This window comes from Cellulosimicrobium sp. XJ-DQ-B-000, assembly GCF_031119065.1.
GTDB lineage: Bacteria > Actinomycetota > Actinomycetes > Actinomycetales > Cellulomonadaceae > Cellulosimicrobium > Cellulosimicrobium funkei.
The window spans coordinates 105,305-125,187 of the sequence record NZ_JAVHYN010000001.1; the positions used below are offsets into that span (position 1 = coordinate 105,305).

At 75.0% G+C, this 19,883-nt stretch carries 17 protein-coding genes; 8 read left to right on the forward strand and 9 right to left on the reverse strand.

Going from position 1 to position 19,883, the window contains the following annotated elements; all coding sequences use genetic code 11:
* The first annotated feature begins 69 nt into the window (after window positions 1–69).
* Both RDI86_RS00495 and RDI86_RS00500 read left to right on the forward strand, forming a co-directional pair.
* Window positions 70–669, forward strand: a complete 600-nt coding sequence (locus RDI86_RS00495) for a YbjN domain-containing protein (protein ID WP_081599986.1) — start codon at window positions 70–72, stop codon at window positions 667–669.
* Window positions 666–1,178 carry a YbjN domain-containing protein gene (locus RDI86_RS00500; RefSeq protein WP_021483660.1) on the forward strand — a complete coding sequence of 171 codons (513 nt, stop codon included), beginning with the start codon at window positions 666–668 and terminating at the stop codon, window positions 1,176–1,178. The genes RDI86_RS00495 and RDI86_RS00500 overlap by 4 nt, the downstream gene beginning before the upstream one ends.
* Window positions 1,179–1,228: 50 nt before the next feature.
* Here RDI86_RS00500 and miaB read toward each other — a convergent pair whose 3' ends face one another.
* Window positions 1,229–2,902 carry a tRNA (N6-isopentenyl adenosine(37)-C2)-methylthiotransferase MiaB gene (miaB, locus tag RDI86_RS00505; protein ID WP_308820391.1) on the reverse strand — a complete coding sequence of 558 codons (1,674 nt, stop codon included), beginning with the start codon at window positions 2,900–2,902 and terminating at the stop codon, window positions 1,229–1,231.
* A gap of 102 nt (window positions 2,903–3,004) precedes the next feature.
* On the opposite strand from miaB, the gene RDI86_RS00510 reads away from it, so the two are divergent.
* From RDI86_RS00510 to RDI86_RS00525, 4 genes are all read left to right on the forward strand, one after another.
* Window positions 3,005–3,823: an amino acid ABC transporter ATP-binding protein gene (locus tag RDI86_RS00510; protein WP_082774402.1), complete on the forward strand. Its 819-nt coding sequence runs from the start codon at window positions 3,005–3,007 to the stop codon at window positions 3,821–3,823.
* A 119-nt stretch (window positions 3,824–3,942) separates the two neighbouring features.
* Window positions 3,943–4,818 carry a glutamate ABC transporter substrate-binding protein gene (locus RDI86_RS00515; RefSeq protein WP_021482423.1) on the forward strand — a complete coding sequence of 292 codons (876 nt, stop codon included), beginning with the start codon at window positions 3,943–3,945 and terminating at the stop codon, window positions 4,816–4,818.
* A 96-nt stretch (window positions 4,819–4,914) separates the two neighbouring features.
* The gene (locus RDI86_RS00520) at window positions 4,915–5,604 is read left to right on the forward strand and encodes an amino acid ABC transporter permease (protein WP_021482422.1); all 690 of its coding nucleotides are present in this window, start codon (window positions 4,915–4,917) and stop codon (window positions 5,602–5,604) included.
* Window positions 5,601–6,506 (forward strand): amino acid ABC transporter permease, encoded by a 906-nt coding sequence (locus tag RDI86_RS00525; RefSeq protein ID WP_163188471.1) that lies wholly within the window; start codon window positions 5,601–5,603, stop codon window positions 6,504–6,506. The genes RDI86_RS00520 and RDI86_RS00525 overlap by 4 nt, the downstream gene beginning before the upstream one ends.
* Window positions 6,507–6,593: 87 nt before the next feature.
* Here RDI86_RS00525 and RDI86_RS00530 read toward each other — a convergent pair whose 3' ends face one another.
* The 5 genes from RDI86_RS00530 to RDI86_RS00550 all read right to left on the reverse strand — a co-directional run bounded on the left by RDI86_RS00530 (window position 6,594) and on the right by RDI86_RS00550 (window position 11,843).
* Window positions 6,594–7,085: a regulatory protein RecX gene (locus tag RDI86_RS00530; RefSeq protein WP_228485303.1), complete on the reverse strand. Its 492-nt coding sequence runs from the start codon at window positions 7,083–7,085 to the stop codon at window positions 6,594–6,596.
* A gap of 116 nt (window positions 7,086–7,201) precedes the next feature.
* The gene (gene recA, locus RDI86_RS00535; protein WP_034655657.1) at window positions 7,202–8,314 is read right to left on the reverse strand and encodes a recombinase RecA; all 1,113 of its coding nucleotides are present in this window, start codon (window positions 8,312–8,314) and stop codon (window positions 7,202–7,204) included.
* Window positions 8,315–8,523: 209 nt separating this feature from the next.
* Window positions 8,524–9,324: an MBL fold metallo-hydrolase gene (locus RDI86_RS00540; RefSeq protein ID WP_308820393.1), complete on the reverse strand. Its 801-nt coding sequence runs from the start codon at window positions 9,322–9,324 to the stop codon at window positions 8,524–8,526.
* Window positions 9,321–11,507 (reverse strand): alkaline phosphatase family protein, encoded by a 2,187-nt coding sequence (locus RDI86_RS00545; protein WP_308820394.1) that lies wholly within the window; start codon window positions 11,505–11,507, stop codon window positions 9,321–9,323. Before RDI86_RS00545 ends, RDI86_RS00540 begins: the two co-directional genes overlap by 4 nt.
* A 102-nt stretch (window positions 11,508–11,609) precedes the next feature.
* Window positions 11,610–11,843: a DUF3046 domain-containing protein gene (locus tag RDI86_RS00550; protein WP_076406506.1), complete on the reverse strand. Its 234-nt coding sequence runs from the start codon at window positions 11,841–11,843 to the stop codon at window positions 11,610–11,612.
* Window positions 11,844–12,012: 169 nt separating this feature from the next.
* Here RDI86_RS00550 and RDI86_RS00555 point away from each other — a divergent pair, with 169 nt between their 5' ends.
* Window positions 12,013–16,995, forward strand: a complete 4,983-nt coding sequence (locus RDI86_RS00555; RefSeq protein WP_308820395.1) for a DEAD/DEAH box helicase — start codon at window positions 12,013–12,015, stop codon at window positions 16,993–16,995.
* A gap of 44 nt (window positions 16,996–17,039) precedes the next feature.
* A complete protein-coding gene (locus RDI86_RS00560) occupies window positions 17,040–17,879 on the forward strand; it encodes a DNA-formamidopyrimidine glycosylase family protein (protein WP_308820396.1) in 840 nt (279 codons plus the stop codon).
* Between the two features lie 51 nt (window positions 17,880–17,930).
* Here RDI86_RS00560 and RDI86_RS00565 read toward each other — a convergent pair whose 3' ends face one another.
* The 3 genes from RDI86_RS00565 to pgsA form a co-directional block, all read right to left on the reverse strand.
* The gene (locus tag RDI86_RS00565; RefSeq protein ID WP_021483863.1) at window positions 17,931–18,272 is read right to left on the reverse strand and encodes a helix-turn-helix domain-containing protein; all 342 of its coding nucleotides are present in this window, start codon (window positions 18,270–18,272) and stop codon (window positions 17,931–17,933) included.
* Window positions 18,273–18,662: 390 nt separating this feature from the next.
* Entirely contained in the window at window positions 18,663–19,202 is a 540-nt protein-coding gene (locus RDI86_RS00570) for a CinA family protein (RefSeq protein ID WP_374990505.1), read from the reverse strand.
* Window positions 19,199–19,828: a CDP-diacylglycerol--glycerol-3-phosphate 3-phosphatidyltransferase gene (gene pgsA / locus RDI86_RS00575; protein WP_021483781.1), complete on the reverse strand. Its 630-nt coding sequence runs from the start codon at window positions 19,826–19,828 to the stop codon at window positions 19,199–19,201. The genes RDI86_RS00570 and pgsA overlap by 4 nt, the downstream gene beginning before the upstream one ends.
* Between the last annotated feature and the right edge of the window lie 55 nt (window positions 19,829–19,883).

Below are 19,883 nucleotides of genomic sequence, written 5' to 3' on the forward strand. Positions count from 1 at the left end.
GCCGTCGCCGCAGCCTCCCGACCGGCCCGCGATGCGGCGTCCGCGGGCGCGCGCGAGTACGGTAGGGAGGTGAGGTTCTTCGGGGCGCGGGACGACGACGACCGGCGGGACGGGAATCCCGGCGGGGCGCAGGACGGGGGCCGGTCCGGCGCGGCCCGGCCGGCGGACGACCTGCAGTCGCAGGTCGAGGACCTGCTGGCACGCGAGCTGGGTCAGGTCGCGACCGACGTCCTGCGGCCTCCCACACCGCTCACGCTCTCGCGGGTCGTCGAGTGGATCACCGACAGCGGGTACAGCTACTTCGTCGACTCCGACGGCGACGTCGGCGGGCTGTGGCACGGCCGCCTGTTCTACTTCCTGCTCTTCGGCAACGACGACGAGATCCTCCAGGTGCGCGGCCAGTGGAACCGCGACCTCGCGCTCGAGCGCCTCGAGGAGATCCTCGAGTTCTGCAACGAGTGGAACGCCGACCGGATCTGGCCCAAGACGTACACGCGCGTCCGCGACAACGGGATGATCCAGGTCTTCACCGAGGTCACGGTCGACCTCGAGCACGGCGTGACGGACGACCAGCTCGACCAGCTCCTCCAGTGCGGTCTGAGCACGGGGTCGATGTTCTTCGACGCGCTCGACGAGTTCTACCCCGACCCCGCGAGGCAGGCGCCATGACGCAGGCCCGCACCAACTGGTTCACGCGTCTGTTCGGCAACCGCCGGCCCAAGGCGCCGGACTCGCTGCCCCGCGAGGAGGAGCTGCCCCGCGCGCTGTCGATGGCGCGCATCGGCGACCACCTGACGCGCCGCGGCTACCACTTCCGCGTGGACGACGACGGCGACATCACGGGTACGTGGGACGGGCACCGCTTCTGGTTCCTGCTGCTCGGCGACCGGTCGGAGATCCTCCAGGTCCGCGGCCGCTGGTCGACGACGCTCCCCGTCGAGTCGCGCCTCGTCACGCTCCAGACCGTCAACGACTGGAACCGCGAGCGCATCTGGCCCAAGGTCTACGTGCGCGAGGAGGGCGGACGGCTCGCGCTCTACGCCGAGGTCTCCGTCGACCTCGAGCACGGCGCGACCGACGACCAGCTCGCCCAGACCGTCTCGTGCGGGCTGGGTACGGCCGTGCAGCTCTTCCACGCCATCGGCGCCCAGCTCCCACCGGGGACCCTGGACGACTGACGTCCTGGCGCCGTCGTGCGCGCCCGCCGTCGGGTCCTGGACCCCGACGTTCAGGCGCGGAGCGTGGGGAGCCCCAGGACGACGGGGCCGGACGGCGCGCCCCCGCCGTGCCCGTGGCCGTGGTCGTCGTCGCCCCCGCCCAGGCGGGCGCGCTCGCGCCGCGCCCACGCGTCGCCGGAGCGGGTGCGGCGCACGGCGAACGTGCCGCCCGCGAGCGCCGAGTCCGCGATGAGGTGGTGCGGCGCGGAGCGGGTGACCTCGACGGTGACGACGTCGCCCGGACGCGGCAGGCGGACGTCGAGGTCGTCCGCGAGGCGCGGGTCGACGGACCCGGGCGTGCCGGTCCCGTCGGAGGGGGCGTCGTCGGGCGCCCCGGCCACGACGGCCGCGGGGAGCGCGAGGTGCACGAGGCGGTTGTCGGGGGCGCGGCCCGTCACGCGGTGCGTCGCGCCGTCCTTGCGCCCTGCGCCCTCGCCGACGAGGACGTCGATCGTCCGGCCCACCTGGCGTGCGGACTCCTCGCCGGCGATCCGCTCCTGGAGCGCCTGGAGCCGCTCGAAGCGCTCCTGCACTACCTCCTTGGCGAGCTGGCCGTCCATCGTCGCGGCCGGCGTCCCGGGGCGCGGCGAGTACTGGAAGATGAACGCGGAGGAGAAGCGCGACGCCTCGACGACCCGCATCGTCTCCGCGAAGTCCTCCTCGGTCTCGCCGGGGAAGCCCACGATGATGTCGGTGGTGATCGCGGCGTCGGGCATGACGGCCCGGACACGGTCGAGGATCCCGAGGAACCGCTCGGAGCGGTAGGAGCGGCGCATCGCGCGCAGCACGCGGTCGGAGCCCGACTGGAGCGGCATGTGGAGCTGGGGCATGACGTTCGGCGTCTCGGCCATGGCTGCGATGACGTCGTCGGTGAACGCGGCCGGGTGCGGCGACGTGAACCGCACGCGCTCGAGCCCGTCGATCGTCCCGCACGCGCGCAGGAGCTTGGCGAACGCGCCCCGGTCGCCGAACTCGACGCCGTAGCTGTTGACGTTCTGACCGAGCAGCGTCACCTCGATGGCACCGGCCTCGACGAGCGCGCCCACCTCGGCGAGGACCTCGCCCGGACGGCGGTCGCGCTCCTTGCCGCGCAGGTGCGGCACGATGCAGAACGTGCACGTGTTGTTGCAGCCGACGCTGATGGACACCCACCCCGCGTAGACCGACTCGCGCTTCGTCGGCAGCGTCGAGGGGAACACCTGCAGCGACTCGGCGATCTCGACCTGCGCCGCCTCGTTGTGGCGCGCACGCTCGAGCAGGACGGGCAGGGCGTCGAGGTTGTGGGTGCCGAACACGACGTCGACCCAGGGGGCCTTCTCGACGATGGTGCCGCGGTCCTTCTGCGCGAGGCAGCCGCCGACGGCGATCTGCATGCCGGGTCGCGCGGCCTTCACCGAGGCGAGCTGGCCGAGGTTGCCGTACAGGCGCGTCGCGGCGTTCTCGCGCACGGCGCACGTGTTGATGACGACGACGTCGGCGCGGTTCGCGGCCTCGTCCTGCGCGCTCGCCCGCGTGTAGCCCGCCTGCTCGAGCATCCCCGCCATGTGCTCGGAGTCGTGGACGTTCATCTGGCACCCGAGGGTGCGCACGACGTAGGTGCGGGGGTGCGCGTCGTCGGCCGGCGCAGCGGCGGTGGCGTGCGGTGCGGGGGCGGCCGGGACGGGGGCGGGGGCGATCGTGGACATCACCGTCCAGGGTACGGCTCCGGGTGCCGTGTTACTGAACTGTTGCCCGGTTGTTGCCGGGTGAGGTGGCACCGTGCAACAGAAGGGACATAGTGTCCAGGAATGGCCGACGAAACTCCTTCGCCGTCCGACGCGCAGCGCAGCGCTCAGGACGCTCAGCCCCTCCCCGCCGAGCAGGTCCTCGGTGAGCCGCTCGTCGAGCTGCGCGACGTGAACAAGCACTTCGGCGAGCTCCACGTGCTGCGCGACATCAACCTCACGGTCCGGCGCGGCGAGGTGCTCGTCGTCATCGGGCCCTCCGGCTCGGGCAAGTCGACCCTGTGCCGGGCGATCAACCGGCTCGAGACGATCGACTCGGGCGAGATCCTCGTCGACGGCGAACCGCTCCCCCAGGAGGGCAAGGCGCTCGCGCGGCTGCGCTCCGACGTCGGCATGGTCTTCCAGTCCTTCAACCTCTTCGCGCACAAGACGATCCTCGACAACGTGACGCTCGGGCCCGTCAAGGTGCGGCGCGAGCGGAGCAAGGACGCGAAGGAGCGCGCCCTGGCCCTCCTCGACCGGGTCGGCGTGAAGAACCAGGCGCAGAAGATGCCGGCGCAGCTCTCGGGCGGCCAGCAGCAGCGCGTCGCCATCGCCCGGGCCCTCGCGATGAAGCCCAAGGTCATGCTCTTCGACGAGCCCACGTCGGCGCTCGACCCCGAGATGATCAACGAGGTCCTGGACGTCATGGTCTCCCTCGCCAGGGAGGGCATGACGATGATCGTCGTCACCCACGAGATGGGCTTCGCCCGGAAGGCCGCGAACCGCGTGGTCTTCATGGCGGACGGCCAGATCGTCGAGGAGGCGCACCCCGAGGAGTTCTTCACCGCGCCGAAGAGCGAGCGGGCCAAGGACTTCCTCTCCAAGATCCTCACGCACTGAGGTCCCGGGCCCTCACCACGCACCGACCACCACGGACCGGGCCGCCCGGCCCCCCACACCCGGCCGACCGACGAGGCACACCGTCGTCGGACGACCACCACTCACGAAGGGTAGGAACGATGCGCACACGACACGCAGGTGCTGCCGTGCTGGCCGCTCTCACCGCGCTCACGCTCGCAGCGTGCAGCAGCGGCGACGTCGGCGACGACAGCACGACCACGGACCCCGAGCAGTCCGCCGGGGGCAGCGGCGACGGCGGCGGCGAGACGGTCAAGATCGGCATCAAGTTCGACCAGCCCGGCCTGGGGTTCCAGGACGGGTCGTCGTACACGGGGTTCGACGTCGACGTCGCCACCTACGTGGCGGGCGAGCTCGGCTTCTCCGAGGACCAGATCGAGTGGGTCGAGGCCCCGTCCGCGCAGCGCGAGACGATGCTGCAGACCGGGCAGGTCGACATGATCTTCGCGACGTACTCCATCACGGACACGCGCAAGGAGACCGTCGCGTTCGCGGGGCCGTACTTCGTCGCCGGGCAGGACCTGCTCGTCGCCGAGGACAACACCGACATCACCGGCCCGGAGTCGCTCGAGGGCAAGAACCTCTGCTCCGTCACGGGCTCGACGTCGGCGCAGCGCATCAAGGACGAGTACGCCGCGGGCGTGCAGCTCCTCGAGCGCCCCGGGTACGCCGAGTGCGTCACCGCGCTCACGGCCGGCCAGGTCGACGCCGTCACGACCGACGACATCATCCTCGCGGGCCTCGCGGCGCAGCCGCAGAACCAGGGCAAGGTGAAGGTGGTCGGGGCGCCGTTCTCGACCGAGCGCTACGGCGTCGGCCTGCCCCAGGACAACGACGTCTGCGAGGACGTCAACGCCGCGATCGAGAAGATGATCGAGGACGGTTCCTGGGAGGAGTTCGTCAGCAAGAACACCGAGGGCACCGGGTACACGCCGAACGCGAGCGAGAACCCGCCGACGGTCGACCCCTGCGCCTGACCTCTCTGCCGGGGAGCGGAGCGCGGCGTGCCGCGCTCCGCTCCCCGGCCTCGTCCGGTCGGTCCACGACCACGCCCTCCCGGAGGATGACCAACCGTGGGTGACTACCTCTCCCAGTTCACCGAGCTCCTCAGCACCTACGACGTGCTCGGCGCGTTCTGGGTGAACATCCAGCTGACGTTCTGGGCTGCGATCTTCTCCCTGATCCTCGGCACGGCGCTCGCGCTCATGCGGATCTCCCCCGTCTCGAGCCTGCGGTGGGCCGGCTCGACCTACGTGAACCTCCTGCGCAACACGCCGCTGACGATCATCATGACGTTCATGGTCCTCGCGGTGTGGACCCAGCTGCAGATCAGCCTGTCCCCCGACTTCCCGACGAACTTCTTCCGGTTCGCGGTCATCGGCCTGACCGTCTACCACGCCGCCTTCGTGTGCGAGGCGATCCGCTCGGGCGTCAACACGGTGCCGATCGGCCAGGCCGAGGCGGCGCGGGCGATCGGCCTGTCCTTCGCTCCCGCCGCGCGCCTCGTCATCCTCCCGCAGGCGTTCCGCGGCGCCATCGCCCCCCTCGGCAACACCCTCATCGCGCTGCTGAAGAACTCCACCGTGGCGGCCGCCGCGAGCGTCACGACGGAGACGTCGAGCCTCATGCGCACGATGATCGAGTTCAACTCGAACTACATCTACGCGATCTTCCTCACCTTCGCGATCGGCTACGTGATCCTCGTCATCCCGATCGGCCTGCTCACCACCTCGCTCTCGACCCGATTGGCGGTCCGCCGATGAGCGCCCCGCGTCAGTCCGTCCTCTTCGACGCCCCGGGGCCCCGGGCCCGGCGCGCGATCGCCGTCGGCAACGTGATCGGCGCCGTGATCGTGATCGGGATCGCCGTGCTCGTGCTGCTGGAGCTCGGACGCAAGGGCCAGCTCTCGTGGGAGCAGTGGGGTCCTGTCTTCACCGCCAACGCGTGGGAGAACTTCTTCCTGCCGGGCCTCCAGAACACGCTGCGCGCCGCCGGGTTCGCGATCGTCGGTGCCGTGATCTTCGGGCTGGTCTTCGGCTCCGGCCGGCTCTCGCACGTGCGCGCGCTGCGCTGGGCGTGCGGTGTCGTCGTCGAGTTCTTCCGCGCCGTGCCGGTGCTCCTCATGATGATCTTCTTCTGGCTCCTGCTGGGGCTGCAGAAGGTCCCGGACGCCCCGTTCCTCGCGGTCGTGATCTCCCTCGTGCTCTACAACGGCTCGGTGATCGCCGAGCTCGTCCGCTCCGGCGTCGGCAACCTGCCGAAGGGCCAGGGAGAGGCCGGCGTGGCGATCGGCCTGACGCGCGGGCAGACCCTGCGGTCGATCCAGCTCCCGCAGGCGCTCATCGCGATGCTGCCCGCGCTCGTGTCCCAGCTCGTCGTCGTGCTCAAGGACACCGCGCTCGGGCAGATCATCACGTACCCCGAGCTGCTGCGGGCCGCGCAGATCCTCGGCACGGCCTTCGGCAACACCCTGCAGACCCTCACGGTGGCCGCGGTCATCTTCATCGTCATCAACTACGCCCTGACCACCCTGGCCCAGTGGCTCTCACGCTTCCTCAGCGGGCGCACCGCGGGCGCCACGGCTGCCGGCCCGGGGATCGGCAACCCGACAGCCGTCGCGGGCGGTCCCGCGGACGAGGCGCCGGCCGTGTCCACCGCGCGCTGACGCACCCGTCGCCCGCCCGGTCAGTGGCGGGCGGCGGGCCGCTGCCGCCGAGCGGCCCGCCGGTCCGCGACCGGGTCCGCGGGGCGGTCACTCCTCCGCGTCGAGCTCGCGCTGCACGATCTCGAAGGCCAGCCCGGGGCTGTACCCCTTGCGGGCGAGCGCGCCGACCGTCCGTCGCACGCGCACGTCGCGGTCGAGGCCGCGGGTCCTGGCGAGACGTGCCCGCGCGAGGGCGAGGGCGGCGTCCGCCTCGGAGTCGTCGTCGACCTGTTCGAGCGCGGCCGCGCCGACCTCGCCGTCGATCCCCCGCCGGCGCAGCTCGGTCGAGATCGCGCGGCGGGACAGCCCCCGCTCGGCGTGCCGCGTGCGGACGATCATCTCCGCGTACTGCGCGTCGTCGACGAGCCCGACCTCCTCGAAGCGGTCGAGGATGGGCAGCACGACGTGCTCGGGGTAGCCCTTGCGCGCGAGCGACTGCGTGAGCTCCGCGCGGCTCTTCGGGGCCGCGGTGAGGATGCGCAGGACGGTCTCGCGGGCACGCTCGGCGAGGTCGGCGTCGCTGATCTCGCCGCGCTCCACGAGCTCGTGCAGCGACGGGCGCGGGCGCCGCCCGGCCTTGCGGCCGGAGCGGCGCCCGTCGTCCTCCGCGGACGGGTCGACGGGCTCGGCGCCCTCGACCCCGTCCTGCTCGCCGATCAGAACGGCGACTTCTTCCCCTTGCCGGCCGCGGCGGTCGCCTTGGCCGGAGCGGCCACGGCGGCGTCGGCCGCGACGGTCACGCCGGCGGCCGGGTCGGCCGGTGCGTCGACCTTGGCCCCGACGCCGAGCTTCTCCTTGATCTTCTTCTCGAGCTCGTTCGCGAGGTCGGGGTTGTCGCGCAGGAACGAGCGCGCGTTCTCCTTGCCCTGCCCGAGCTGGTCGCCGCCGTAGGTGAACCACGACCCGGACTTGCGCACGAACCCGTGCTCCACGCCCATGTCGATGAGGCCACCCTCGCGGGAGATGCCGACCCCGTAGAGGATGTCGAACTCGGCCTGCTTGAACGGCGGCGCCATCTTGTTCTTGACGACCTTCACGCGGGTCCGGTTGCCGACCGCGTCGGTGCCCTCCTTGAGGGTCTCGATGCGGCGGATGTCGAGACGGACCGAGGCGTAGAACTTCAGCGCCTTGCCACCGGTCGTGGTCTCGGGAGAGCCGAAGAACACGCCGATCTTCTCGCGGAGCTGGTTGATGAAGATCGCGGTCGTACCGGACGCGCTGAGCGCACCGGTGATCTTGCGCAGCGCCTGCGACATGAGGCGGGCCTGGAGACCGACGTGGCTGTCGCCCATCTCGCCCTCGATCTCCGCCTTGGGCACGAGGGCCGCGACGGAGTCGATGACGATGATGTCGAGCGCGCCCGAGCGGATCAGCATGTCCGTGATCTCGAGCGCCTGCTCCCCCGTGTCCGGCTGGGAGACGAGCAGGGCGTCGGTGTCGACGCCGAGCTTCTTGGCGTACTCCGGGTCGAGGGCGTGCTCGGCGTCGATGAACGCCGCGATGCCGCCGGCGCGCTGGGCGCTGGCCACGGCGTGCAGCGCCACGGTCGTCTTTCCGGAGGACTCCGGGCCGTACACCTCGATGACGCGCCCGCGCGGCAGGCCCCCGATGCCGAGCGCGATGTCCAGCGCGATGGAGCCCGTGGGGATGACCTCGACGGGGGCGCGGCCTTCCTCGCCGAGGCGCATGACGGAGCCCTTGCCGAAGCTCCGGTCGATCTGGGCGAGGGCTGCCTCGAGCGCCTTCTCGCGGTCTGCGGGTGCGGGCATGTCAGTCCACCTTCGGTTCGACGTCCATCTGTTCGTTGTGGCCCGACGTTACGGGCAGCCACCGACACGCGGTGCCGACGAGCCCCGGACCTGGGGACCGTCGTGCCGGACCGGCGTCCTGAGCCCGCCGGAGCGTGCCCTGTGCACAACTCTAGCCGAACACGTGTTCGATCACGGAACCCGCCCCGGCGTGTCCGCGACTCGCGGGCTCACTCGTCGTCGTCCGCGGACCACGACTCGCCGGGCCGCAGCACGACGACTCGCGTCCCGGGCGCCTCGCGCTGCGCGGCCGCCTCGAACGCCGCGCCCGCGTGGTCCATCCAGCCGCGCGGCAGGTGCTGGCCGCCCGGCGCGTGCAGCGTCCCCCAGTGCACCGGTACCGCGACCCGCACCCCGACCTCGGCGCACGCCCGCGCGGCCTGCACCGGGCCCAGGTGCCCGCCCGAGAGCCGCGGTCCCCACCCGCCGACCGGCACGAGGGCCACGTCCACCGGGCCGCCCGCGAGCGCCGGGAGGTGCGCCATCCCGGGGTGGTGCTCGGTGTCGCCCGCCACCCACACGCGCAGGCCGTCGGGACCGGAGGTCCGCACGAGGTGACCGTTCGCGGCGTTGGGCCGGTGCGGCATCGGCCGGTGCCCGTGCACCGCGGTGACGAGCCGCGTCTCGACCCCGGCCCCCGCCGGCCCCACGGCGTGCCACTCGTCGCCCAGCCCGACGCCGCGCAGCCCCTTGCCGCGCAACCACCGCGCGTTGGCGGGCGCCGTGAGGACCGGCACGTCGCCGAGGAGCCGCAGCGACCGCAGCTCGGCGTGGTCGTGGTGGAGGTGGGACAGCAGGACGGCGTCGCCGCCCCGCCACACCGGGGCCGGCTGCTCGCCGCGCCGGCGCAGCATCCCCGCGTGCCGGTGCAGGAGCGGGTCGGTCACGAGCCGCGCCGTCGGGCCGCCGGCGGTCGCGGCGAGGTCGAGGACCGCGGTCGAGTGGCCGAGCCACGTCACGGTGACGCTCACGCGCCGCTCCCCCGGCCCGACGCGTCCTCGGCCACCGGCGGCCGTACCCCCAGGTCGGTGAGCCACGCGACGAGCCGGCGGTGCACCGCCTCCGCCCCGACGAGCATCGGCGTGCCGTCGACGTCCTCGAGCTCGTCGTCGGGCACCGCGAGGTGCGCGGGGTGCAGCAGCACCGCCTGGTTCTGCGCCCCGCCGAGGCCGCCGTGCGACCCGACCAGGCCCTCGAACGCGTGCACCATCCCGACCTCGTCGACGCTCGAGACGAGCACGAGGTCCCCGGCGTCCTCCAGCCCGGCGACGCGCACGAGGTCCGCCGCCGCACGCGACCCGAACGGCGCGACCGGGTCGGTGCCCACGACCTCGCCCGTCAGCAGGTCGCGCGAGCCGCCCCGGCCGTGCGCCCGGACCTCCCCGTGCGGGCCTCGCTCGACGACGACGCCGACCGCGGGGTTCGCGACGAGCCCCGGGAGCAGCGCGGGCCACCGGGCGCGGACCTCGTCGCCCGTGAGGCGCCGCGGCTCGCGCGGGAACCACACCATCCCGAGGTTGCCCGACCCGACGACCGCGACCTCGGGCAGCTCGGGCAGGGCGGGTGCGGCGTCGGCGCGGCGCTCCGAGCGGTCCGGACCCACGAGCATGCGGCCCGCCTGCGCGTCCGGCTGCCCGGGACGCAGCGCGTTGAGGGCCGTGTTGGCAGGGCCCCACGCCTCGCTGTCCGGGGCCGTCGCCCGACGCCGGCCCTCGCCCCGGGCGGACCCGGCGCCGTCCCGCGCGCGGCCGTCGTCGTCCGCACGAGCGCCGTCGCCAGGCGGGTCGAGCGCCATGAGGCGTCGCACCTCGTCGAGGAAGGCCCGCCCGGTGACCTGCTCGAACGTCGGGCCGAGCGACTGCCCGTGGTCCGAGAGCACGACGACGTCGTAGCGCCGGGGCGCGACGGCCGCGACCTGCTCCCAGAGCCCGACGACGCGGTCCAGGCCCTCGAGCGCGCGCAGCGACTCCGGCCGCAGCGGCCCGGCGTGGTGCGCGATCTCGTCGTAGTCCACGAGGTCGACGCACACGACGGGCGCCCCGCGCACGAGCTGCTCCGCGACGAGCGTCGTGTTGAGGTCGCGCAGCACGACGTTCGTCACGGCGCGCAGCACCGGGTACCAGCCGAGGCGCGAGACGCGGGGCTCGACGCCGCGCACGGCCTGCTGCCAGCCCTGGTACAGCTCCTTGAGCAGCTCGCCGAGCGCGACGACCACGGCGCGCACGAGGACGAACGGGCTCGCGAAGAAGTGCACGAACATCTGCCCGGGCCCCAGGCCCTCGCGCGCCCGGCTCATGACGAGCAGGCTCGTCGCCGCGTCCCCGGAGAACATCGTCGAGACGGCGACGCCGCCGCCCGCGAGCAGACCCGCGCCGTCGCTCGTGCGCGCCTCGACCGCCGCCGCGTCCGCGGGCCGGTTCGTCACGACGACCCTCCCCAGCGCGCGCGACCACCACCGGAAGGCGGGGACGTGCTCGGTCGACCCGTGCAGGAGCCCGAGGGTCGAGGCCGGCGTCGTCGCGGGCACGCGGGCCCACCACGTCGTGAGGTGGTGGCTGCCGTCGCCGAGCCACCGCGCGACCGTCGGGGCCAGGCCGGCCTGGAGGGCGTAGTCGAGCGTGGGGCGCGCGACGCCGTCGAGCAGGACGACGAGCAGGCCCGCCGGGCGCTCCGCGGCGGCGCCCGCGGCGGCTCCCCGCGGCACGCCCGCCTGGCGTCGCGCGCGCCGGAGCAGGTCCCCGATCACGTACTCGTTGTCGCTCGCCCCGACGACCCAGCGCCCGAGCGCCATGAGCACGGCCGCGATGACGAGGACGGCGAGGACGTCGGTCCACGCCCCGCTGCGGAACCCCGGGAGGTAGGTGAGCGCCGCCCACGCGACCGCGACCTGGGCGACCACGCCCGAGACGAGCGCGCCGACCACGCCGGACCGGCGCGCGACCCCGCGCAGCACCGGGCGCAGCAGCGCGTCGCCCACCGCCACCGCGAGCGCCGCGAGGACGAGCGACCAGGGGTTGGTCACCTCGACCCCGGGGACGACCCAGATCGCGAGCCCCAGCCCGGCCGCCGTCGAGACGAGAGACCAGGCCGCGCCGCGCACGTCGGCGGCGGTGAGGCGCAGCGTGGCGAGGCGGCCGCGGGCGGGAACGCTCATGCCGCCATCATCGCGGGGCGCGGCAGGGTGCGCCCCTCGGGCGTCCCCGGGTTCCGGGCAGGTCGGGGCAGGTTTGGGCCGCGCAGGTCGGGGCCGGGCCGGTCAGCGGCGCGGCGGCGCCTGGCGGTGGTCGTCGTTCCCCCAGCGCCGCGCGTCGGGCACGTCGAGCGCGTCGCACAGCGCGTGCCAGACGACGCGCGGCTCGACCCCGTCCTCGAGCGCCTGGGCGGCGGTCCGGTCGTCGAGCGCGGACAGCACCTGCTCGCGCACGTAGGCGCGGCCCAGGGCCTCGCCGAACACCTCGTCGACCAGCTCGGAGAACTCGCGGTAGCGCACGGACCAAGCCTTGCACGGATCCGCGGCCGCCCGGTCGCGCGCCGGGACGCGCGGGCCGCACCGCGTCGCCCGGGTTCGCACCCGGTCGCACCGAGGCGCACGGGCGGGCCGCCGGGGCGCCGGCACGCTGCGGCGGGCGCGTGTGGGTGGGCACCCCCAGAATGGGCGCGTGACCTCGGACCCGCTCGCCCGCTTCGCCGCGCCCACGCGCGCGTGGTTCTCGGGCGCGTTCGACGCGCCGACCGCCGCCCAGGCCGGTGCGTGGGAGGCCGTGTCGAGCGACCGGCACGCGCTCGTGGTCGCCCCGACCGGTTCGGGCAAGACGCTCGCCGCGTTCCTCTGGTCGCTCGACCGGATCCTCGCCGCGCCCCCGGAGGAGGCCCCGGCACGCGAGGCGCGCTGCCGCGTCGTCTACGTCTCGCCGCTCAAGGCGCTCGCCGCGGACGTCGAGCGGAACCTGCGCTCGCCGCTCGCGGGCATCCGCCAGGCCGCGGTGCGGCTCGGGCTCGACGTGCCGGACGTCGTCGTCGGCACGCGCACCGGGGACACCCCCACGAGCGAGCGCCGCCGGCTCGCGACCCACCCGCCGGACATCCTCATCACGACGCCCGAGTCGCTGTTCCTCGTGCTGACGTCGCAGGCGCGCGCGGGGCTCGTGGGCGTCGAGACGGTGATCGTCGACGAGATCCACGCGGTGGCGGGCACCAAGCGGGGCGCTCACCTGGCCGTGTCGCTCGAGCGCCTGGACGCGCTGCTCGAGGCGCACGAGCGGCCCCCGGCGCAGCGCGTCGGGCTCTCGGCCACGGTCCGCCCCGTCGAGGCGGTCGCGACCTTCCTGGGCGGGCACCGGCCCGAGGCCGAGGGCGGGCGCGAGGTCGTCGTCGTGCAGCCGCCGTCGAGCAAGCGCATCGAGGTCGACGTCGTCGTGCCCGTCCCGGACCTCTCGGACCTCGGGACGGCGGCGCTCGTGCCGGACGCCGGGTCGCGGTCGGACGGCGGCCTGCCGCCCCTGCCCCCCGGCGAGCGCGACCTCACAGGCCCGGCGACGTCGCGCCCGACGGGCGCGCCCGACGTCCGGCCGCCGCGCCCGTCGGTCTGGCCGCACGTCGAGGAGCGGGTCGTCGACCTCGTCACCGACCACCGCTCCACGCTGGTCTTCACGAACTCGCGCCGCGGAGCGGAGCGCCTCACGGCGCGCATGAACGAGCTGTGGGCCGAGCGTCAGGGCGAGGACGTGCTCGACCCGGGCACGGTCACCGCGGCGCAGGTGCAGGCGCAGTCGGGCGCGAGCTCGGGCGTCGAGCCCGTCATCGCCCGCGCGCACCACGGGTCGATGAGCCGGGCCGAGCGCACGCGCACGGAGACGGAGCTCAAGGACGGCCGGCTGCCCGCGGTGGTCGCGACGTCGAGCCTCGAGCTCGGCATCGACATGGGCGCGGTGGACCTCGTGGTCCAGGTCGGGGCGCCGCCCTCGGTCGCGTCGGGCCTGCAGCGGATCGGGCGCGCGGGCCACCAGGTGGGGGCCGTGTCGCACGGCGTGGTGTTCCCCACGCACCGGGGCGACCTCGTGCCGTCGGCGGTCGTCGCCGAGCGCATGCGCTCCGGCGGCATCGAGGAGCTCCACGTGCTCGCCAACCCGCTCGACGTGCTCGCCCAGCAGGTCGTCGCGATGGTCGCGGTCGACGAGTGGACGGTCGCGGAGCTCGCGACGCTCGTGCGGCGCAGCGAGCCCTACGCGCACCTCGGCGACGCGTCGCTGCACGCCGTCCTCGACATGCTCGCGGGCCGCTACCCGAGCGAGGACTTCGGCGAGCTGCGCGCGCGGATCGTGTGGGACCGCGCGTCGGGCCGGCTGACCGGGCGGCCGGGCGCGCTGCGGCTCGCCGCGACGAGCGGCGGCACGATCCCCGACCGCGGGATGTACGGCGTGTTCCTCGCGACGGACGCCGGGACCGGGACCGTCGCGGGCGACCCGGACACCGCGGGCGGCCGCGCCCCGCGCGGCGGCAAGCGCGTCGGCGAGCTCGACGAGGAGATGGTCTACGAGTCGCGCGTCGGCGACACGTTCACGCTCGGGTCGAGCACGTGGCGCATCGAGGACATCACGCCCGACCGCGTGCTCGTCACGCCCGCGCCGGGCATCCCGGGGCGGCTGCCGTTCTGGAAGGGCGACTCCCCCGGCCGCCCCGCCGAGCTCGGCCGTGCGCTCGGCGCGTGGGTGCGCGAGACGGACGCGCTCGCCGCCACCGACCCCGACGCGGCGACCGACCGGCTCCGCACGGCAGGCCTCGACGCGTGGGCGAGCGACAACCTGCTGGCCTACCTGCGCGAGCAGCGCGACGCGACCGGGCGCGTCCCCGACGACCGCACGGTCGTCGTCGAGCGCTTCCGCGACGAGCTCGGCGACTGGCGCGTCGTCGTGCACTCGCCGTACGGCGCGAAGGTGCACGCGCCGTGGGCGCTCGTGCTCGCCGCGCGGCTGCGCGAGCGCTACGGGGTCGACGCCGCCGCGATGCACGCCGACGACGGCATCGTCCTGCGGCTCCCGGACACCGGGGACTCGTGGCTCGAGGGAGCGACCGACGACTCGGGCGGCCTCGGCGGGGACGCGCCCGTCGTCGGCGTCGAGGACCTGCTCCTCGACCCGGACGACGTGCTCGACGCGGTGCGCGACGAGCTCGGCGGGTCGGTGATGTTCGCGTCGCGGTTCCGCGAGGCCGCCGCCCGCGCGCTCCTGCTGCCCCGGCGTCGTCCGGACCGGCGCCAGCCGCTGTGGCAGCAGCGGCAGCGCTCGGCGCAGCTCCTGTCGGTGGCGTCGGAGTACCCGGAGTTCCCGATCGTCCTCGAGGCGGCGCGCGAGTGCCTGCAGGACGACTTCGACGTCGCGGCGCTCACCGACCTCATGCGCGACCTCGCCGCCGGGCGCGTGCGCCTCGTCGAGGTGACGACCCCGACGCCGTCGCCCTTCGCGCAGTCCCTCCTCTTCGGGTACACCGCCCAGTTCCTCTACGACGGCGACGCCCCGCTCGCGGAGCGCCGCGCCGCCGCGCTGTCGCTCGACCCCACGCTCCTCGCCGAGCTGCTGGGCGGCGACGGCGTCGCGGCCCAGCTCGCCGACCTGCTCGACCCCGCCCAGATCGAGCGGACCGAGGCCGAGCTCGGCGCGCTCGCGCTCGAGCGGCAGGCGCGGCACGCCGAGGACGTGTGGGACGTGCTGCGCCGGCTGGGCCCGCTCACCGAGGCCGAGGTCGCCGCGCGGACGCGCGAGGACGTGCGCGCCGACGTCGCGGCCTGGCTGCGCGAGCTCGAGGCCGCGCGCCGCATCATGCCCGTGCGGCTCGCGGGGGTCGCGCCCGAGCGCGCGCAGCAGTGGGCGGTCGTGGAGGACGCCGGCCGTCTGCGCGACGCGCTCGGCGTCGCGCTGCCCGTCGGTATCCCCGAGGTGTTCACCGAGCCCGTCCCCGACCCGCTCGGCGATCTCGTGCGCCGCCACGCCCGCACGCACGGCCCGTTCACGGCCGCCGACCTCGCCGCACGTCTCGGGCTGGGCGTCGCCGTCGTCGTGCAGACGCTCGAGCGGCTCGAGGCGGCCCGGCTCGTCGTGCGCGGGCGGCTGCGGCCGGAGGCGATCGGCGGCACGGGCGACGACTGGTGCGACGCCGAGGTGCTGCGCGTCCTGCGCCGGCGCTCGCTCGCCGCGCTGCGCGCCGAGGTGGAGCCCGTCCCCGCCGAGACGCTGGGCGTCTTCCTCCCGCGTTGGCAGGGTCTCGGCGCGCTGCGCGGCGTCGACGGGCTGCTGCGCGTCGTCGAGCAGCTCTCGGGCGCGGCCGTCCCCGCGTCGGCGCTCGAGACCCTCGTGCTCCCGGCGCGCGTCAGCGACTACACCCCGACGATGCTCGACGAGCTGACGACGACCGGCGAGGTCGTGTGGTGCGGGCACGCCCCGCTGCCCGGCTCGGGCGGCGGCGACGGTCTCGTCAGCCTCCACCTCGCGGAGTGGGCGCCGCTCACGCTGCCCGACCCGGGCCCGGCACCCGAGACCGGCCTCCACGCCACGCTGCTCGACCTGCTGGAGGGCTCCGGCGGGTACTTCCTCCCGCGGCTGGCCGAGCGCGCCGGCGCGGAGACCGTCCCGACGCTCGAGGCACTGTGGGACCTCGTCTGGTCGGGCCACGTGACGAACGACGGCCTCGGGTCGCTGCGGGCGCGGCTCGGCGCCGCCGGGGGGACCCACCGCGCGCCGCGCGCCCCGGCGCGGGCCCGGCCGCTCGCGCGCGGCCGGTTCGCGGGCCTGCGGCCGCCGACGTCGCCCGAGACGGTCCTGCGCGGCGGCGCCGGGCGGTGGTCGGCGCTGCCGCCGCGCGAGCCCGACCCCACCCGCCGGGCGCACGCGCTCGCCCGCGTCCTGCTCGACCGCCACGGCGTGCTCACGCGCGCCGTCGCGCCCGCCGAGGGCGTCGCGGGGTCGTTCCGCGCGGTGTACCGCGTGCTGAGCGAGCTGGAGGCCACGGGTGCGGCGCGGCGCGGATACTTCGTCGAGCACCTCGGCGGCTCGCAGTTCGCGCTCCCCGGCGCGGTCGACCAGCTCCGGACCGACGCGCAGGACCGCGAGCGCGCGCTCGAGGCCGACGCCGCGGCGGCCGCGACCGACCCGTTCGCTCCGCTCCCCGACGCGCGGACGTCGCGCGGCGGTCCTCGTCCCGGCGCCGTGCTGCTCGCCGCGACGGACCCGGCGAACCCCTACGGCGCGGCGCTGCCGTGGCCCGCCCGCCCGTCGACCGGACCGGGCGCACCCGGCACGGACGGCACGGACGGCACGGACGGCACGACAGGCGAGGGCTCGCGCGGCCACCGCCCGGGCCGCAAGGCGGGCGCCGTCGTCGTGCTGAGCGACGGCGACCTCGCGCTCTACGTCGAGCGCGGCGGGCGGTCCGTGCTGTCCTTCGTGGACGGCCCACGCCTCGCCGAGGCGAGCGCGGCGCTGGTCCGCGCCGTGCGGGCGGGCACGCTCGGGAAGATCGTGGTGCAGCGCGTCGACGGCGTCGAGGCCCTCGCGGGCGCCGGCACGACCCGGACCCCGGCGGACGACGCGGTGCGCGCGCTGCTCGACGCCGGCTTCCGCGCGACGCCGCGCGGCCTGCGGGCGGCCTGACGTGCAGCGGTCGTCGCGCGCCCCCGACCGCGGAGGGCGGTCGCGTGCCCGAGGGTGACATCCTGCGTCTCGTCTCGGCCCGGCTCGACGAGGCGCTCAAGGACCGGGTGCTGGTCCGCTCGGACCTGCGGTGGCCGAGCGCCGCGGAGATCGACCTGGTCGGGCGGACGGTCGTCGGGAACCAGGCCTACGGGAAGCACCTGTTCACGCGGTTCGACGACGGCCGGTCCCTGCACACGCACCTGCGCATGGAGGGGTCGTGGCGGCTCGCCCGGACGGGCACGCACGACGCGCGCGGGGCGGAGCCGAACGTGCGCGTCGTCCTCGCGAACGAGTGGTGGACGGCGGTCGGGAACCGGATCGGCATGCTGCACGTGCTGCGCACCGCGGACGAGCGCGTGATCGTCGGGCCGCTGGGGCCCGACGTGCTCGGCGACGACTTCCCGGAGACCGGGCTGCCCGAGGCGGCCGCGCGGATGCGGGCCGACGACGCGGCGGGCGGGAGCGGCCCCCGGTACCGGCCGGAGCGGGCCGCAACGGGTGTGCCCGTCGCGGAGGCCCTGCTCGACCAGCACCTCGTCGCCGGCATCGGCACGATCTACACGGCCGAGTCGCTCTTCGCCGGGCACGTCTACCCGTGGGCGCCCGTCCGCGACGTCGAGGACCTCGAGGGCCTCCTGCTCACGGCACGCACGCTCATGCAGCGCACGGTGCGGCACGGGTTCGACCCGCGCGCCGGCGTCGTGCGGCACGTGCACGGGCGCACACGAAAGGCGTGCCACGTGTGCGGCACGCCTGTCGCGGAAGGTACGGCGAACGAGCCCCCGTACGACCGTCCGATCTTCTGGTGTCCGACCTGCCAGGCACCGCCCGCAGCAGGATGACGGCCGGCGTCGCTGCCCCCGCTCCCGGTGCGGCCGGTGCCGGCCCGACCGTCAGCCGACGGGCTGCAGGTCCTCGCGGCGTGCCGTGCCCTCGGGATGCTGGCGACCCAGCACGGCCGTCGCGAAGTCGGCCGGGATGGTGTCGGGGATCAGCAGACCCTCGGCGACGGCGACCCGGTCGCTGACCTCGCGCAGCACCAACGACATCGGGATGTCGAGCGCCTCGCAGATCGAGCCGAGGAGCTCCGACGACGCTTCCTTCTGACCGCGCTCGACCTCGCTGAGGTAGCCCAGCGAGACCCGTGCGGCGGAGGACACCTCTCGCAGGGTGCGCCCCTGTCGCTGGCGAGCGTCTCGCAGCACGTCCCCGATCTCTCGTCGAAGAACAATCATCTGGCGACCCCCTTCCGTGTCCCGTGCGCCCCCGGGAGCCGGAGAGGCCCCCACCCGGGTGCGCGAACTGCTCGTGCCGGTCTTCCTGTTCACTGCCCCGCGTGACGGGGTCGTCCTACCGTACCCCGCCCGCGGGCCGCTCACGTCGCCGGTGCCCCGTGCGGGACGGGGCGCGGGCGCGTTGTCCGTGCGTCCCACCGGTCGGTTGACGGTCCTGTTGGCGATCACGTGCTGTGCAACGTCGCGACGTGGGGTGTTGTTCCCGCGCCGGGCCTCCCGGCCGCTCCCCCGCGGCACGTTCACGACGTCTCCACGACGCCTCCGGCCCGGTCCACGCCCGGCCGGGCGGCCGACGCTCCCGCCGACGATTTCACCCGGCAGGGGGCATCGTCACGCCGTCGGCGGCCGGGGTCCGAACGCCGCGCGCGCGAGCGCCACCGCGGCGGCCACGGTGGCGGCGCGGACGGCCGCGCGGTCGCCCGCCAGGTGCAGCTCTCGCACCTCCGCGCCCCCCGGTCCGCTCGCGGCGACGAAGACGGTGCCCGGATCCTGGCCGTCCTGCGGGTCGGGACCCGCGACGCCCGTGGTCGCGATCCCGACGTCGGCCCCCAGCACGCCGCGCACGCGCTCGGCCATCTGGCGCGCGACCTCCGGGTGCACGGCCCCGTGAGCGGCGAGCAGGCCGCCGTCGACGCCGAGGACCGACTCCTTGACGTCGGTCGCGTACGCGACGACGGCGCCCCGGAGCACGCGCGAGGCGCCGGGCACGTCGACGATCGTCGCGCTGAGCAGGCCGCCCGTGAGCGACTCGGCCGTCGCGAGGGTCCACCCGCGCGCCTCCAGAGCGCCGAGCAGCTCGACGACGTCGGGCCGGACGTCCGGGCCGGTGACCGACGAGCTCCCCGGCGCGACGGGAGCGTGGTCGGTCACGAGACGGGCGCGCCGTCCGTGCTCGGACCCCGCTCGACGACCCGGGCCGCGCGCACCGCGTCGCGGCGCAGGCGCCAGCCCTGGTACGCGTACTCCAGGCCGGTCACGACGGTCACGAGGATGGCCGCGGCGAGCACGATCCACGCGACGACGCCGACGAACGCCGGCAGGTGCGCGAGCGGGAGCACGAAGAGCGTGATCGCGACGGTCTGCAGGACGGTCTTGAGCTTCCCGCCGCGGGACGCGGGCATGACCGCGTACTTGAGGACGGCGAACCGCAGGAGCGTGACGCCCAGCTCGCGCGCGAGCACGACGACGGGGACCCACCAGGGCAGCTCGCCGAGCGGCCACGCGAGCAGCACGAGGGCGGTGCCCACGAGCAGCTTGTCGGCGATGGGGTCGAGGAGCTTGCCCAGGTCCGTGACGAGGTCGTAGCGCCGCGCGAGGTAGCCGTCGAGGCGGTCCGACGTGGCGGCGAGGACGAAGATGCCCGTCGCGACGAGGCGCCACGTGACGGACTCCCCGCCGTCGACGAGGAGCGCCCACGCGAAGAACGGGACGAGCAGGATCCTCGCCATGGTGACGAGGTTCGCGGAGTTCCACGGCGAGGGGACGGCGTTGACCACGTCACCAGCCTAGGGGGTCGTCCGGGGTGCGCCGACCGTCGGCGGCACCACCGGG